The sequence below is a fragment of the Aliarcobacter vitoriensis genome (assembly GCF_048320235.1).
Taxonomy (GTDB): Bacteria; Campylobacterota; Campylobacteria; order Campylobacterales; family Arcobacteraceae; genus Aliarcobacter; species Aliarcobacter vitoriensis.
The window spans coordinates 874,650-890,786 of sequence record NZ_CP182882.1 but is presented as its reverse complement, the minus strand read 5'-3'; the positions used below and the strand labels follow the sequence as shown (position 1 = coordinate 890,786).

The 16,137-nt window shown below is 23.3% G+C and carries 9 protein-coding genes; 5 read left to right on the top strand and 4 right to left on the bottom strand.

From position 1 onward, the window contains the following. Positions 1-124: 124 nt before the first annotated feature. Positions 125-442: a hypothetical protein gene (locus ACNSOS_RS04480; RefSeq protein ID WP_418186098.1), complete on the bottom strand. Its 318-nt coding sequence runs from the start codon at positions 440-442 to the stop codon at positions 125-127. A gap of 286 nt (positions 443-728) precedes the next feature. Here ACNSOS_RS04480 and ACNSOS_RS04475 point away from each other — a divergent pair, with 286 nt between their 5' ends. The 3 genes from ACNSOS_RS04475 (at position 729) to ACNSOS_RS04465 (ending at position 7,458) form a co-directional block, all read left to right on the top strand. After that, a complete protein-coding gene (locus tag ACNSOS_RS04475; RefSeq protein WP_418186097.1) occupies positions 729-2,630 on the top strand; it encodes a hypothetical protein in 1,902 nt (633 codons plus the stop codon). A gap of 251 nt (positions 2,631-2,881) precedes the next feature. After that, positions 2,882-3,616 carry a hypothetical protein gene (locus ACNSOS_RS04470; protein WP_418186096.1) on the top strand — a complete coding sequence of 245 codons (735 nt, stop codon included), beginning with the start codon at positions 2,882-2,884 and terminating at the stop codon, positions 3,614-3,616. Next, complete coding sequence (locus ACNSOS_RS04465; protein WP_418186095.1) at positions 3,613-7,458, top strand: NACHT domain-containing protein; 3,846 nt, start codon at positions 3,613-3,615, stop codon at positions 7,456-7,458. Before ACNSOS_RS04470 ends, ACNSOS_RS04465 begins: the two co-directional genes overlap by 4 nt. 329 nt (positions 7,459-7,787) lie before the next feature. Here the strand turns inward: ACNSOS_RS04465 and ACNSOS_RS04460 are convergent, their stop codons facing one another. The 3 genes from ACNSOS_RS04460 to ACNSOS_RS04450 are packed head-to-tail and all read right to left on the bottom strand — an operon-like array spanning position 7,788 to position 10,775. Then, the gene (locus ACNSOS_RS04460) at positions 7,788-8,219 is read right to left on the bottom strand and encodes a type II toxin-antitoxin system VapC family toxin (protein ID WP_418186094.1); all 432 of its coding nucleotides are present in this window, start codon (positions 8,217-8,219) and stop codon (positions 7,788-7,790) included. A gap of 13 nt (positions 8,220-8,232) precedes the next feature. Further along, positions 8,233-10,098 carry a 7TM diverse intracellular signaling domain-containing protein gene (locus tag ACNSOS_RS04455; protein ID WP_418186093.1) on the bottom strand — a complete coding sequence of 622 codons (1,866 nt, stop codon included), beginning with the start codon at positions 10,096-10,098 and terminating at the stop codon, positions 8,233-8,235. Beyond that, the gene (locus ACNSOS_RS04450; RefSeq protein ID WP_418186092.1) at positions 10,095-10,775 is read right to left on the bottom strand and encodes a response regulator transcription factor; all 681 of its coding nucleotides are present in this window, start codon (positions 10,773-10,775) and stop codon (positions 10,095-10,097) included. The genes ACNSOS_RS04455 and ACNSOS_RS04450 overlap by 4 nt, the downstream gene beginning before the upstream one ends. A 131-nt stretch (positions 10,776-10,906) precedes the next feature. Here ACNSOS_RS04450 and ACNSOS_RS04445 point away from each other — a divergent pair, with 131 nt between their 5' ends. Both ACNSOS_RS04445 and ACNSOS_RS04440 read left to right on the top strand, forming a co-directional pair. Then, positions 10,907-13,018, top strand: coding sequence for an autotransporter domain-containing protein (locus tag ACNSOS_RS04445; RefSeq protein WP_418186091.1), 2,112 nt, complete (start codon positions 10,907-10,909; stop codon positions 13,016-13,018). Between the two features lie 49 nt (positions 13,019-13,067). Further along, positions 13,068-16,133 (top strand): AMP-binding protein, encoded by a 3,066-nt coding sequence (locus tag ACNSOS_RS04440; RefSeq protein ID WP_418186090.1) that lies wholly within the window; start codon positions 13,068-13,070, stop codon positions 16,131-16,133. Positions 16,134-16,137: the final 4 nt, after the last annotated feature.

Genomic DNA, 16,137 nt, shown 5'->3' with positions numbered 1-16,137 from the left:
TATATATAAAATAACTTAACATACATCATTTTGACATGTCACTTTGTTTGACACTTATTATCTTTGATTAGATTTTTTATATCATTTTTAATTGTAAAGTAGCACTTTTAATTAGAAATGACATTTAACTTTTTAAATTTGCAAAAATATCAATAGGTTTTCTATCTTCAGCATTAGGTTTTCCATCTTTGACTTTAATAGGTTCTATACTTACACTATCTTTACTACTACTTTTAAATCTTCTTTTACAAAATGCATGAAGATTTGAATAAGCAACTTTACAATTACAATCCTCTTCTAAAAAAACTTGAATCTGTTTTAAAGTAAATTCTTCTTCAAAAAGAAGATATTCTATTGCTTTGATATGCTCATCTAATTTGGATCTATTAGATCTAGATTTCTCAATTTTTGCTCTTTTTTTTGCTAACTCTAAAGAATTCATCTATTATCTCACTTTTTAGTTATATCGTATAATATTATCTGTATTTATCTTATATAAATCTTATTATTTACATTATTATCATATAAATAATTGTATATTATATATTTAAATCGTATTATTAATAAAATTATCGTTTAAATATATTATTTTTTATCTGATAAATCGTATTTATAATAATTAATATAAATGAGCCATTGCCCTACTTGACAGTAGGGCTAGTTTTTATGTAAAATACTTCATATTTTAGTGTGCTTCGCACACTACCAAACAACTAAGGATTAACAAAATGAGTTGGAATTTAGAGGATCATATTTTAGATCATGCTGCACTTGTAAGTAACAATTTACCTTCTTATTTTAATTTAGCAGATGATAAAAATATACACTTTACTTTTTCAATAGATAAGAGCCAACTTATAGTTAATCATAATTGTAAATCTCAAAAAGATATAGATTTAGTTATGGGTAAATTCTTTGAAGATATAAAAGAGTATGAGTATATATTTTATGAATCACAAGGATCTAAAAAACCAAAAAGAAAAATGTCTTTAGATTTTTCTCATATGCTATTTGCTTATCACAATACAGATAGTGATTCAATCAATTCAAAAAACTATGAAGTAGAACCACACTTTCATTTATTAATTCCTCAAAAGCTAAAAAACAAATATAAAAAAAGTACTAAAGTAGGGCTAGGATATTTAAATTTAAGAAGAATGATAAATGAAGTAGCTTTAAAACATAACCTTACATTTAATTTTAATGAGAATGTATCAAATGATACAGATTTAATTACTAAAAAACAAGCTACAAAGTTTACTTGGTTTAATAAAAGAGTAGATGATCAACACTTCTTAAATGCAGTTCAAAGTGGACAAGTAAATAAATATATACAAGAGTTTATAAAACATTATAAAAGAACTGAAAATATCCAATACTATATAAAAGGTATGACAGATTTTAAACAAAGACTATTAAGACAGAATATTGATTTTTTCTATGATGGTAAAAATCTTAAAAGTGAAGATTTTCCACTATTTTTTAATGAAGAACAAATTAAAAGCCTGGATACTATAAATAGTGGAAATGTTAAAGCAATAAAAGAGCTAATTAAAATTAGAGAGAATAAAATAGCTAGAGCTTTTATTGAATATAACTTTGATTTTAATAATGTAGTTACTAAAGAGTTAGAACAAAGAGGAAATATATTTAAAAAAATAGATTTAGATTTTACAGATGTAAATATAGATATAAATAAAAAGATGACATCAAAAGATTCAAGTAATGAGAAATATAAAAAATCTCTTGCTTTTAGTGTAAAAGAAGATGTAACAAAGATTTTAAAAGTTGTTAAAAATGATAAACACTTCTTAGAGTTAATGCAAACTTTAGGATATGAAAATATCAAATTTAAAGCTAAAAATGTAGAGGGTAAAAGAGAAAGAGTAGGGTTCACATTTACAAACAATAATGAAAACTATACAGTTTATTTAAACTCACTAGATTTAAACTATAAAAGTCTTACAACATCATATAAAAACAATATTGATATAAAAGATTCCACTATACAAACAGAGCTATTAAATTATAATGCAAAGATAAACGATTACATACCTTTAAAACAAAAAACTTATAACAGTAAGATATTCTATACAATCTATAAAATAGAGCCAAATATTAGCCTAGAAAACTACTATATTAATAAATTAGATAATGAAGTAGAGTTTAAACATAAATATAAAGATTTAACAATCAAAGATAAAGAAAAATCAATAATAGCAACAAAATCAAGAGATACAATACTTTTAAAAGAAGATGTTACAGAACAAGTAAAACTAATGCTAGAACTATACGAAGCAAAAGGTTCAAAACTAGAAAATTTAGTTGTAACAGGATCAAAAGAGATTGAAGATGAAACTATAAAACAAATATTAGTAAAAATAGAAAATATGTCACAACAAGATAGAAATGAGTTTTTAGCTAAATTAAACTATTCAGAGCAAGAAAAACAAGCAATCAATTTATATTATGAAAAATTAAATAAATCAAAATCAACTGATGATATACCAGAAGAAACAAAAGATGAAGATATATTTGATACAAGTGATGAAAACCTTAAAGAAGCAACTAATAGTCTTTTGAAACTTATAGAAGATGATAAGGAAAAGCATATGGTTGATTTGAATTAGAAAATATTTATTTTTATTTTAAATTATATTTTTTATATATGTAAATTGAATAAACTTTTGTTTACTTTTTATAGGTCATTATAATAGACTAAATTAGTAGTTATAAAATATATTATTTGATAAAGATATTATAAATATTTTAGAAAATGAATTTATAAAAATAATTATTTAACTTTTAAAAATAAAACTTTCTAAAGTTGTAAATGATACAATATAATATAATATAATATAATAGTAAGGGGCATAATTTAATGAGCTATGTAGGAGATGATAAAGTTTTACCAACAGATAATATAAAAAATAAAGATAATTCATTATTTATATGGTTAGATATTTTAGGTTTTGCTGAAGCAGTTGATAAAGAAGAAAAATATAAAGAACTATCGGAATTACTAAAAGAATTTAAACAATTATTTTTTGATAGTACACAAAATTCATATGATGCTAAAATAATCTCTGATGGACTTATCATATATCTAAAAGACCCAGGTAGAGACAAAATAAATTTAATTTTTAAAGAAATTTCTGAAAAACAATTTAGTTTTATCTTAAAAAATAAGTATTTTATTAGAGGTGGGATAGCTCTTGGTTCAAAATATGAAACTGATGAAAATATAGAAAAAGGAAATCAATATATAAGTAATGGATTAGCAAGAGCTTATAAGTTGGAATCAAATTGTATTGATTGGCCTTTAATTGCTACAGATGAAATAAATCTTAAAAGATTAAAAGATAAGTTTAAAATTAATAAAGAAGAATTTTTTGGATTAGAAAAAGCTTATAATAAAAATGGTAAAAATATTTACTTTATTGATTTTATTAAGGAGGATGATAATTATTTTGAATTACTACAAAATAAAATATTTGAGTTTAAAGAAGAACCTTCTGTTAGAAATAAATATATTTGGCTTATGAGATATTATTTACATAAATTTGAAAATTATAAAGATAAAATAGATATCACTTTAAAAGGAATTGTTCTATGAAATTTATTGATTTGTCTCTTAAAAAAGTATCTGAAAATGAAAAAGAAATATGTAGATTAAGTGATAGTATAGATAAAAATAAAATTATTATAATTTTAGGAGCACCCGGAAGTGGTAAAAGTACAATTTTAAAGAAATATGAATCTGAAAATAAAGAAAAAACCAAATACATAAAGATAAAAGAATTTATTAAATTTAACACAAGAATAGAAGATACTTTAGAAGTATTGCTATTAGATGGATTGGATGAATATAGAATTGTATCAAGTGATAAAACTTTTGTAGTAAATGAAATTGGACATAAATTAAAAGAACTATTAAAAATAAACCAAAAGTTGAAAGTAGTAATTAGTTGTAGAGAAATGGATTGGTATGGGGAATCTGATAAGAATGCTTTAAAAGATGAAATTTTATATGATGTAACACTTTTTAATATCAAACCATTAACTAAAGAACAGCAAAGTATATTGGCAGATATACTAAATATACAAAATAAAGATATGTTTTTAGATAAATTTCAAACTAAAGGTTTTTTAGATAATCCACAAATGTTTTGGATGCTTTCTGAAGTATGGAAAAATAGTCATAATGAAGTTAGTTCAAAAACAAATTTATATGAACAATTCATTTTACAATCACGTGAGAATAATATAAATCATGATAGATCAGCAATTTATATAGAAGAAAAAGAGCTATTTAAAATATCTGGGTATTTAGCATTTTATTATATTTTTAGTGGAATTGACAAATTTGATGACTCTATTATTGATAAAATTTTGGATTCAGAAAAAGGTTTTTCAAAAGATTCTATTTTAAATGTTTTAAAAACTAAGATCTTTAGAGAAAATAAATTTATTCATAGAACTATTGCAGAATATTTATTAGCAAAGTATATAAAGAGTTATAAACTAGAAGAAAGATCTTTTATAAATAAAAATAGAGTTAAAAGCTTGTTTATGAAAAATAATAGAATACCAACTGAACTAAGAGGTACTTATGCTTGGTTATGTTCTGTTGATAAAGATATTGAATTAATTAAAATTGATCCATATTATCAAGCAATTCATGCTGATAATAGTTTATTTGATACAGACTCTAAAAAAGAAATTATAAAAGCAGTCAGAGAATATTCAAAAAATAATCCATATTTTTTTGAGTTTGGGCAAAAAATGGAGCTTGAAGGTTTTTATAATGAAGATTTAGATGACTTATTAATTGAAGAGTATAATAAAGCCATAATCCTAGATAATCATTATATTTATTTTCTTAATAATATTATTCTTCAAAGTGAAATCCCAAGTAAGAAAATTATAAAATTTTCTAAAGATATATTGGAAAATAATCAAGTAAAGACATATTATAAGAGTGATTTTATAAAATTATTAAAACTAGAGTTTAAATATCTTAAATATTTACTTAAAAAAATTAGATTAAATGAATTATTAGATATAGAAGATTTATTAAAAGAAGAACTTTTAAAAATTCTATATCCTAGTCATATAAATAATAAAGATATTGTTAAATACTTAATGTTATATACAAATGATGTTGGTGGATATTGTTTCTATCTTTTTAATACAGAATATAAAGATAAATTTGAATTAATTGATGAAATATATAAAAAAAGCTATGATAAAAACAGAGAACAAAAACTAATTATTCCATATAATTTAAAAATTTTTATAGAAGATTATTTTCTTGAAACATTATTAGAATATAATAAAACTCTTACTGCTAAACAAATTTATGAAAATATAATAAAACATTTTAAAAAATATATGGAATGGTATACTCCTATTAAATTTCAATCTTATAAATATGAAATTAATGATAGAGTAAAAGAGTATAAAAAAGAAATACAACAATTGGCAAATGAACTATATGGATATTATATAGATGATATGCTAACTAATACTCCTGAGAAGTTTAATATCTATGGATTTAATTATTATTTTGATTATATGAAGCCAAATAATCAGAGTGAAGTATTGTTTAAAAAATTAAATGCTAAATATTTAAAAGAAATAAATTTAAAGCTTTTCTTTTCTGGATTAAATCTTTTATCAAATGGTGAACAAAATAAACCAATAATAAATGATAATATAAAAAACTTAATTGAAAAATATAATTTTGAAGAAGAATATAAAGAATGGTTAAATCCAAAAAAACAAGATTGGGAAATTGAAAATGAAAATTTTGAAAAAGATAGATTAGCTGAAATTGAAGAAATCAAAAGAAAAAATGAGGAATATTTTAAAAGTAAACAAGATTCTGATATTCAGAAGACTTTTAGTGATTTAAATTGGATTACTAATTTAACTTATACTATGATAAATAAAGAAGATAAAATATATTTAGAAGAAGATACATTTGAAAGATTAAAAAAATTATTAAAAAATGCACTATTTTGTGATTTAATTAATCCTGAATTATTAACTTTAATCTCTTTAGCTAAAAATTCAGAAGGTGCACATAGAAGTATTGATATAGTATATTATGTTTCATTATGTTTAAATGAAAATAATATTAAGTTAGATAATATAGAATTAGAAAAATATTTATATTTAAATGTATTACATCATGAAGGTATATCTAATATTATAAAAACTAATTATAATAAAAATTTGGAATCAACTAGAATAGATTTTGTGAAAAGTTTATTAAAAGAATATATAGGATATTTAATAAAAGAACATATTCCAAAACTTGAAAATCTTATTATGAAATTTATAGAAGAAGAGGATAATTTAGAAAATCTGAAATTAATAGCTAAATATAAAAATTCTACTGAAGTAGATATTCATAATTCGATTTTTGAAAATTTTATATTTATTTATGGATTTAAATTATCAATAGATGAGTTAACTTTTGTAATACATAACTTTATTAAATTAGATGTTTATAATAAAAATAGAATAGAAGCTCTTCAGATTTTAAAAGTAGAAAAAGATAAATTCACAATTACTAAGGCCATTGGTATTTATGAACTAATAAAAGGATTTTCAAGAGATTTTAAGGTATTCAAAAAAGAACTTAATAGTGATATTAAAGTTAAAATTATAAATTATATGATGAATGCATTTTATACAGAAGAATCTATAAAAAATGTTAATGGTATTCAATCATCTAAAAATGACTGTGCAGATTTTTTAAAGAATTTTTCACTCAAATTACTTGATATGGATGAATTGAAAAAATTAAAAGAATTACAAGATTCAAAGAATAGTATATGGAAATATAGAATATTGAATGAATTAAACAGTAAAGGACTACAAGAAGCTGATAATTTACATGGTAATTATTCTTTAGAGGAAATTAAAAAATTTATTTTAACAAATTCTATTTTATCACAAGAAGATTTTTTTACAGAAATTTGTTTTAAAATCGAAATGTTGAAACAAGAAATAGAAGATAATAGAAATAATGATAAAGATATTTTTTACAATACAGATACTAATTCTAATAAGACTGAAGAGGAAGCAAGAGATATTATTTTACAAAGACTCAAAGATAAATATCGTGAAGAATTAAATTTTACAAAAGAATTACATGAAGCTAATAATAGAGTAGATATAAATCTTAAATATATTAAAAATTTATCATATGAAGTTCAAATAGAATGTAAAAGAGGAGATAATAAAGATATATATAAAGGAATAGAAAGCCAATTAATAAATAAATATTTTTCATCAAATGTTCAAAATGGAATTTATTTAATTTTTTATTTTGGAAAGCCAAAAAATAAAGAATTAATGCTAAAAAAAGTTTATAAATCACTTACTAGTGAATATGAAGAAAGAATAAAAATATTTTGTATAGATTTAAGGTTATCAAAAAATTAAATTTATATAAGTTATTATAGTTATAACAAGGGTATAAGAGATTATCTGAATGAGATAAAAAATGTTTACTTACGGTTATAAAGTTATGTGGAATTTATATTATTAAATATTTTAAAAAAAGTGAAAATTATTAAGATATTATTTAAAATAAAATAGTCATATATTGTAAAATATTTTAAAGGTATTTTTTCAGGTATTATAAAATATATTAAGATAAAAAATACTATTTTATAGTTATTTATAATAGTGATTGAAATACAGATGGTTCCTGTAAAACTACTTCCAAAAAACTAAAAATTAATTCAAATAAGCCTTATTTATAGGGCTTGTTATTTAGAACTAATAATTGAAATATCAATTTTTGGAAACTCTGGATTATTTGTAATTATAGCTTTACATTTATTTTCTATAGCACAAAAATATTGTAAAATTATTGGATAATCTATCTTTGTTTTTTCAGAATATTCCAAAGCTTTTTTTATTATATTTTCATCTTCTTCTATAACTATCCATCTTTCTGCATCATTATAAAATTGTACTAATAAATTAGCTATATCAAAACTAGCATTTTCTTTTTTATTGTTTGAATGATAAAGTATTTCTATCAAAGATGAACTATTTATTACACAAATATTTTCTTTATTCTTTAAGATATTTGCAATATATTTATAAGTTAAGTTATCATTTCTTATTTTTTGATCATTATCATCAAATAAATAATCAACTAAAATATCTGATGCTATAAAATATCTATTTATCATTTAATTTTATCCTCTATTTATTCATTATTATTGTAAATTTAGCACCTTTAACGCTATTTGCTACTTCTATTTTTGCATTTAGTCTTGTTTCTACCAAAGTTTTTGCTAAAGATAGACCAATACCACTTCCTGATTTATTTTTTGTACTAAAATTTAGACTAAATATAGAATCTAAATGTTCTATTGGAATTCCTCCTCCATTATCTTCAACTAATACTCTTATTTTGCCATCAGTCAAATTTTCTGCAACTATTATGATTTTTCTATCTTTTTCTTTAAAGTTTTTTAGTTGAAATATAGCATTTTCAAGTAAAATCATAATGACATTCAAAAAACTTGTTTTATAACTATATATTTCTATATTTTCAATATCTAAATTTACTTTTATATTATTTAACTCCAGTTCATTTTTTAGAATTCTAAGTAGTATATCTACTTGTTCTTTTATAAAAAAACTCTCTTTTTCAAGTGGATTTCTATAAAAATTATATATATCATTCATAGTATCTTTTAAAAACAGAATACTAGTTTTTATATGAGGAATAACTTCTTTTGAAGTTTGTAAATAGTTTTTATTGTCAAAGTTATATGTAGTTTCAAGAAGTGTAACTTGTGAACCTATTTGTGCAATTGGGTTTTTCCATTGGTGTATCATATTAGCAACATTATTACCAAGACTTGTAAATCTAGCTTGAGATATAATAAACTGTTCTTGCTCTATTTTCTTTCTATAAATATATCTTAATTTTGAGTATAAAATGATAGAAAATAAAGATACATCTATAAGAGCAAATATTGGTACAAATAACCAAAAATTTCTGAAATATTCAAAATTTCCAATCAAAACAGATACTATATAAAATGCTATCAAAACATATATACTCAATACTACAAAATATATTTTTGCACCTTTTTGTTTATCTTGATATGTCAAAAAACTAGTAAATAAAAGTATAAACATAGATAAAAATGAGACCATATTTGTATAATTTACACTATATCTAATCTCTGGATATTTAAAGCAAAACATATAATAAATCAAGACAAGAACTGTACTAACAATTGCAAGGATAATTAATTTAAAACTTAATGTTCCTTTTTTAGGTTTTAATATAGAAAAATGAAAAAGTAATGTTGCAAAAAGTGTACAAAATGCAAAAATCCAATTCAATCCACTCAAAATATTTAGGTCAATATTTACAAAATATTCGTAAAAAATTCCATTTACAAGGAGTTGATATAAAGCAGATGATATGATAAAAACTACATAAAATAAAAATGCTTTCTCCTTTGTTGAAAAATATATAAATAAATTGTGAAAAGCAAGTACAAAAATAGTCCCTATAAAAATACCCCAAACAAGTGAGCGAATACTTAAAAACTCTTCATAATTATCTTTATTATAAATCTCCCAAAGAGTTGAAATACTACTATATGATTTATGTTTTATAAAAAATTCATACTTAGAGTTTGCTTCTATATTTAAGCTAAAAGCACTATTTTTTGTCTTTATTTCTCTATTTTTAATATCTCTATAATCTCCTAACTCTATTTTTGAAATAAGTTCACCATTTTTTACAATATAAACATCTATAAAATCAAGTCCAGCTTTTATATTTTCAAAAAAAACTTCAACATGATTTAGTGAAGAGATAGCAAAATAGCTCCAAATAGCTGAATTTGTAGCAGTAAAATTTGATTTTAAAGAGTTTTTAAACTCTTTATTTTTTATATCTTCAAACTCTAAATTTGAACTTTCATCGATATATATTTGTGTATCTTTTTCTAAAGCTAAACTATCAAAAGAGCCATTTTCTAAAACAATATTTGCAAATAAAAAGTTTGAAAATAGTATGCATATTAATATATATTTTTTCATTTTATTCTCAACATATAACCAAAATTTTTTTGATTTACAATCAAAGAGTTATCACTAAACTTTTTTTTCAATCTATAAATAATATTTTTTAAAGAGATGTCATCATAGTAATCATCTTTGTTTAAAATAGTTAATAACTTCTCTTTTGAAACTAACTGATTTTTTTTATCTAGCATATACTCAAAAATACCAATTTCAAGAGTTGTTAGTTTTACAATCTCATTTTCACTTATTATCTCTTTTGTCTTAAAATTATAAACTGTTTTATCATCTATTTGGTACTCAAAGATAGCTGATTTTTCTATTTGATTTACACAAATATTTAAAGTTTCAAGAAGTTTTTCATATATTATAGGTTTTTCCAAATATGAAGTAAGATTTAGTGGAATACACTTTAAAAGCTTATCTTTATCTGTATAGTTACTTAAAATGACTATAGGAATATTTTTGTTAAATTCTCTAATCCTTTTTGAAAATTCATATCCATCTAAATTTGGCATCTCATAATCTGTGATTATTAAATGTACAATATTCTCTTCAAAAATTTCCAATGCTTCCAATCCATCATTTGCTATAAAAACTTTGTTAAATATCATATTTAATATCTTATTCATATTTGTTTGTATCTCTAAATCATCTTCTACAAATAAAATATTAAAATTTTTTAGTTCTATCAAAAATATCCCTTGTGTAAAATTTTTATAGCTTGGAAAAATTATAACCAAAAATTCTCAAATTTATTTTTTGCTTGACTTTGCTACGACTTTAGAAAGATAAAATAGTTCAATTTAAATTATAGGAGAAAAAAATGAACAGATTATCTAATTTTAAAAATAGATTTCGTATATTAAAAGGTGGAAAAGTTTCACTTGTAGTAAGTGCTATGCTTCTTAGCTCAACAGTTTTTGTAAATGAAGCAAAAGCAGTTGCTGGTTGTAATATAGGAGTTACTGAAAGTGGTAAAGCTTCATTGGATTGTAAAAAAACAGAAATGCAAACTTTTGATGCTAGCTGGGCAGATTTTACTATAACTGAAAATGGTTCTATTGTTATTGAAAGCGGGTCTAATAATATAGGAATTGAAACTAGTGCTTTATCAGCAAATAAAACTATTACAAATAATGGAATCATTAAGGTAAATGGCGAAAATACTTCTATTGGGATATCTACATTTGCAGGTATGGATAGAATTATTACAATCAATAATAATGGAACAATAGAAGCTTATAAAAATGGTATTCTTGATACAAATGGAAAGTCTATATCAATAGCTTCAGTATTGCCTTATGATGTGAATGTAAATAATAGTGGAACTTTAAAAGGGCTTATAGACGGTTATATTTATCTAAACTTAAAAAATACGGGAACGGTAGAACTACCATCAGGAACTTTTTCACAAATGAAGACTTTTGAAAATGAATCATCTGGGAAACTTATAATTGGTCTAAAAACAGACGGACAATTAGGAGCTGGAACACAATATTCTAAAGTACTTTCAGGAGCATCAATCTTTAAAAATGGTTCAACAATAGATGTAAATGTTTTGGATAGTTCTACAAATGTAGCACTTTTAGCTGGAAGTAAACTTACAGATGTTGTAACAGCAGGTACTAATCTAACAATAGATGGAAAACTAAATATCACAGATAATTCAGCACTTTTAGATTTTGAATATGAAACTACAGCTTCTAATGGCGAAGATAGCTGGGGAGGAAATGGAGAAGATGGAGCAATTCACCTAAAAGCAGTAAAAGCAACTGAACCAACTCCACCAACACCACCAGATCCAAAAGAGCCTGTATATAAAACAATTCTTTCATCAACAATAGCAGGTAATGGAAACCAAAATGACCAAAATGCAGCAAAATCTCTTCAAAGTTTGTATGATAGTAATCCAGAAGTAGCAAGTGCATTTAATAAACTTCCAACAGATAGCTCTATTGCTCGTGCAGTTGAAAGTACAACTCCACAAACAACAAATGCAACAGTAGGAGCAGCAACTCAAATATCAAATGGTATTTCAACTATTGTAACTCAAAGACAAAATGCAAATATTTCAAACTCAGGACTAAACTCAGGTGATGGTATGTTTAGTGAAAATAACCTTTGGATTAAACCTTTTGGAAGTATTGGTAAACAAAATAGTAAAGATGGTATAAATGGATTTGATTTAAAAACTTATGGTTTGGGATTTGGTGCTGATACTGAAATAAAAGATAACTCAAAATTAGGATTGGCTTTCTTCTATACAAATGCTAGTGTAGATACAAATAATGTAAATCAAAAAGCAGATTTAGATGTATATACAGCTTTAGTATATGGAAATATACCTATTATTGATGATAAAACAAATTTTTTGTATCAAGCTGGATACTCTTGGCAAAAAACAGATACAAATAGAGATTTATTTACAGGAGAAAATGCAGAAGCTAAATATACAAGTAAAATTGCATCTTTAGATTTAAAACTTATGAGAGATTTCCAAATATCAGATAGTTTACTTCTTCAACCTTTAGTAAATACTACTTATAGACACTTTACAAACCCAAATTACTCTGAGAGTGGAGCAGGAGCTTTGAATTTAAATGTTGATAAATTTACAACTAGTGAATTAATAGTAGGATTAGGAACATTAGCTCATTATAAACTAACAGAAGATTCTAAAATAATAGGTTCTGTAAATGTAGGATATGATTTGCAAGATAAAAAACAGATGGTAACTTCAGCATATCAAGGAAATATAGGAACTAGTTTTGATACAAATGGAATAGATAATGGAAGATGGTCTTATGAAGCTGGAATAGGATATGAACTTGATATAAATAAAACAAACAATATAAATATCTCATACGATTACCAAGGACAAGGAAGTAAATTCTCAAACAATGTTATCTCTGCTAAATATACACTAAAATTCTAATAACTTAAAATCTCAAGATTCTTTCTTGAGGTTTGTTTTAAGGTGAAAAATGATTATAAAAAACCTAGCTTATATTCTAAGCTTTCAAGCAAAAAACAATCCAAAAAAAATAGCAATATATACAAAAAATTCAACTATTAGTTTTTTTGAACTTGAAGAATATGTTTGTAAAACAGCAAACTATTTAAAAAATCAAAATATAAAACCAAAAGATATAGTTTTACACTATTTTGATGATGAATTTTTACTTGCAGTTACTATGTTGGCATTGGCGAGAATTGGTGCTTGTTTAGTAAGTATCTCAAAAAATAGTCCCAAAACCCAATTAAGTGAGATATATAATCTTTTAAATCCAAAATATATATTAAGTAATATTCATATGAACCTAGATTTTAAACTAAAAAAATTGATTTTTACAAATGAAATTCTAAACTCATTAGAAAATAGTATCTATTATGATGAAAAAGAGTTCGATTCAAATTTAATCTGGCAAGTTGTAATTGGTTCAGGAACAACAGGAAAACCTAAATTTTTTCAAGTAAGCCATAAATTGGAGTTTGAAAGAGTTAAAATATCTCAAAGTTCAATAGATACAAAAGATAGTGATAGAGTTTTCTCACTACTTGAACTTTTATATAATAGTACAAAAATAAGATTCCTTATGACACTTTACAGTGGTGCTTCTTATATAATTTGGGATAAAAAAGATAGTGATTTTGTAAGTTTTTGTAAGAAGTATCAAGTAAGCATACTTTTTACAACAGTTTTTCATATAGAAAGTATTTTAAAAACTTTTCCAAATATTAAAAAAGAGAGTTTTAGTTTTTTAAGAGTTTTATCTATTGGAGCTTCAAATATAAGTGATGATTTAAGAAAAAGAATTAAAGAGAAACTAACTTCAAATTTGTATGTTACTTATGGAACAAATGAAGTTGGTGGTATAACTTGTACAGATAAAAAAAGTGTATTTGATGTATCTCAAACTGTTGGTAAAGCTTTAAAAAATGTTTTAATACAAATTGTAGATGAAACTGGAAAAGAGTTAGAAATAGGAGAAGTTGGATATATAAGAGTTAAAAGCTTAGGCATGATAGATGGATACCTAAATGATGAAGAATCTACAAAAAGAGCTTTTAAATATAGTTGGTATTATCCTTTGGATTTAGGGAAATTTACAAAAGAAAAAGAGCTAATATATTGTGGAAGAACCGATGATATGATGATAATGAATGGAATAAATATATATCCAGCACAAATAGAAAACCAAATACTCTCTCATGAAGCTGTAAAAGATGTTTGTGTAGTAAGTTTTAAACATAAAATTCATCAAGATATACCAATATGTACTATTGTATTAAAAGAGGATAAAAAAATATCAAAAGATGAGTTGATAAGATATTGTATAGAAAATTTAGGGTTTCAAGCTCCAAAAGATATAATATTTTTAGATAAAATACCAAAAAATGAGCAAGGGAAGATAATGAAATCAAAATTAAAAGAGAAGATAGTTTTAAACCAAATTCAAAAAAGTAGTACGATAAACTACAATCTTAATTTTGAGATAGAAAAAGATATAAATCTAAACTATTTAAAAAAGTGGTTTAAAGAGGTTTTAAATATAGATATTTTAGAAGTAGAAGATAAGAATCATTTGATAGTTTTATCAAAATATGCTACAACTTTAGCTATGCAACTCTTTCAAGCTTGTCAAATTCCTATTTTTAAAGATATAGAGATTTTATCTTTAACTGTAGATGAAGCTAAAGAGAATAGATTTAATTTAATACTATCTTGCGAATATATCGATTTTATCCAAATAAATCACTACAATACAATATTAAATAACTCTTTAAACTATGTACTATATATGGTAGCAAATCAAATAACAGTAGAGAATAAAAAGCTTTTACTAGATAATATATTTAATCTAATAAATCAAATCTTACTTCAAATGCCAATAGGAAAATCAACAATTCATATATTAAAAGAAGCTTTCAAAAAAGATATACCATTTTTTCATTTAGGTGATGGTGTTTATCAATTAGGACTTGGAAGTAAAAGTATAAAGATAGATAGAAGTACTATAAATGGTGATAGTGCTATTGGTTCTAAATTATCACAAAATAAACAATCTACTGCTAATTTATTGAGATTAGCAGGGCTTCCTGCACCAATTCATGGTATAACAAATAGTAAAGAAGAAGCTTTAAAAATAGCACAAACTTTAAATTATCCTATTGTTGTAAAACCTGTGGATTTGGATAGAGGGGAGGGAGTTAGTGTAAATATTTTTGATGAAGAGAATTTAATGAAAGCATTTGAGTTAGCATATAACTTATCAAAAAGAAAGCAAGTTATTGTAGAAAAACAAGTAAATGGTGTGTGTCATAGACTTTTTATAGTAAATGGAAAGTTACTATATGCAGTAAAAAGATTGCCTATTTGTGTTATTGCTGATGGATATAGTTCTATTGAAAAATTAATAGAAAAAGCAAATCAAAAAGAAGCTTTAAAAATGCCTTGGGATTCTACAAAACTATTTTTTCCAATTGATGAATTAGCTATAAAGCAGATAGAAAAGGCTTCATATACCTTAAAATCTATCCCTATAAAAGATACTATAATTCCTCTAAGAGATATTGAATCAACAAAATGGGGTGGATATGATGTAGATATAACAAATATAGTTCATCCAGAAAACTTAAAAATTGCTCTACAAGCTACAAAGATTTTTGAACTTAAAGTTGCAGGTATTGATATTATTACTACTGATATATCAAATTCTTGGTATGAAACAAAGGCTATAATAAATGAAGTAAATTTTGCTCCACTTCTAGGTGGTGGTGCTATATCAAAACAAAATATAGGAAAATTTTTAGATTTACTTTTAAAAGATAGTGGAAAAATAGAAGTAGAAGTTTATAATAACTACCAAGATGCTATGTATAGACAAAATGAGCTTATTTTAGCTGGAACAAAAGCATATTTTGTAAGCGAAGAGAAAGTATTTGATTTTAAGAAAGAGTTAGTTTTTTTTAAAAATCATACCATTTCTCAAAAAATAAAAGCTCTATTTTTAAATAAAAATGTTGATTTTTTAGTGATTTTTGAATAAAGGA

Excerpts from the sequence above, each read along its gene's own strand:
- ACNSOS_RS04475 (WP_418186097.1), top strand. The coding sequence starts at position 729 with ATGAGTTGGAATTTAGAGGATCATATTTTAGATCATGCTGCACTTGTA.
- ACNSOS_RS04480 (WP_418186098.1), bottom strand. The coding sequence starts at position 442 with ATGAATTCTTTAGAGTTAGCAAAAAAAAGAGCAAAAATTGAGAAATCT.
- ACNSOS_RS04460 (WP_418186094.1), bottom strand. The coding sequence starts at position 8,219 with ATGATAAATAGATATTTTATAGCATCAGATATTTTAGTTGATTATTTA.
- ACNSOS_RS04445 (WP_418186091.1), top strand. The coding sequence starts at position 10,907 with ATGAACAGATTATCTAATTTTAAAAATAGATTTCGTATATTAAAAGGT.
- ACNSOS_RS04440 (WP_418186090.1), top strand. The coding sequence starts at position 13,068 with ATGATTATAAAAAACCTAGCTTATATTCTAAGCTTTCAAGCAAAAAAC.
- ACNSOS_RS04455 (WP_418186093.1), bottom strand. The coding sequence starts at position 10,098 with ATGAAAAAATATATATTAATATGCATACTATTTTCAAACTTTTTATTT.
- ACNSOS_RS04465 (WP_418186095.1), top strand. The coding sequence starts at position 3,613 with ATGAAATTTATTGATTTGTCTCTTAAAAAAGTATCTGAAAATGAAAAA.
- ACNSOS_RS04470 (WP_418186096.1), top strand. The coding sequence starts at position 2,882 with ATGAGCTATGTAGGAGATGATAAAGTTTTACCAACAGATAATATAAAA.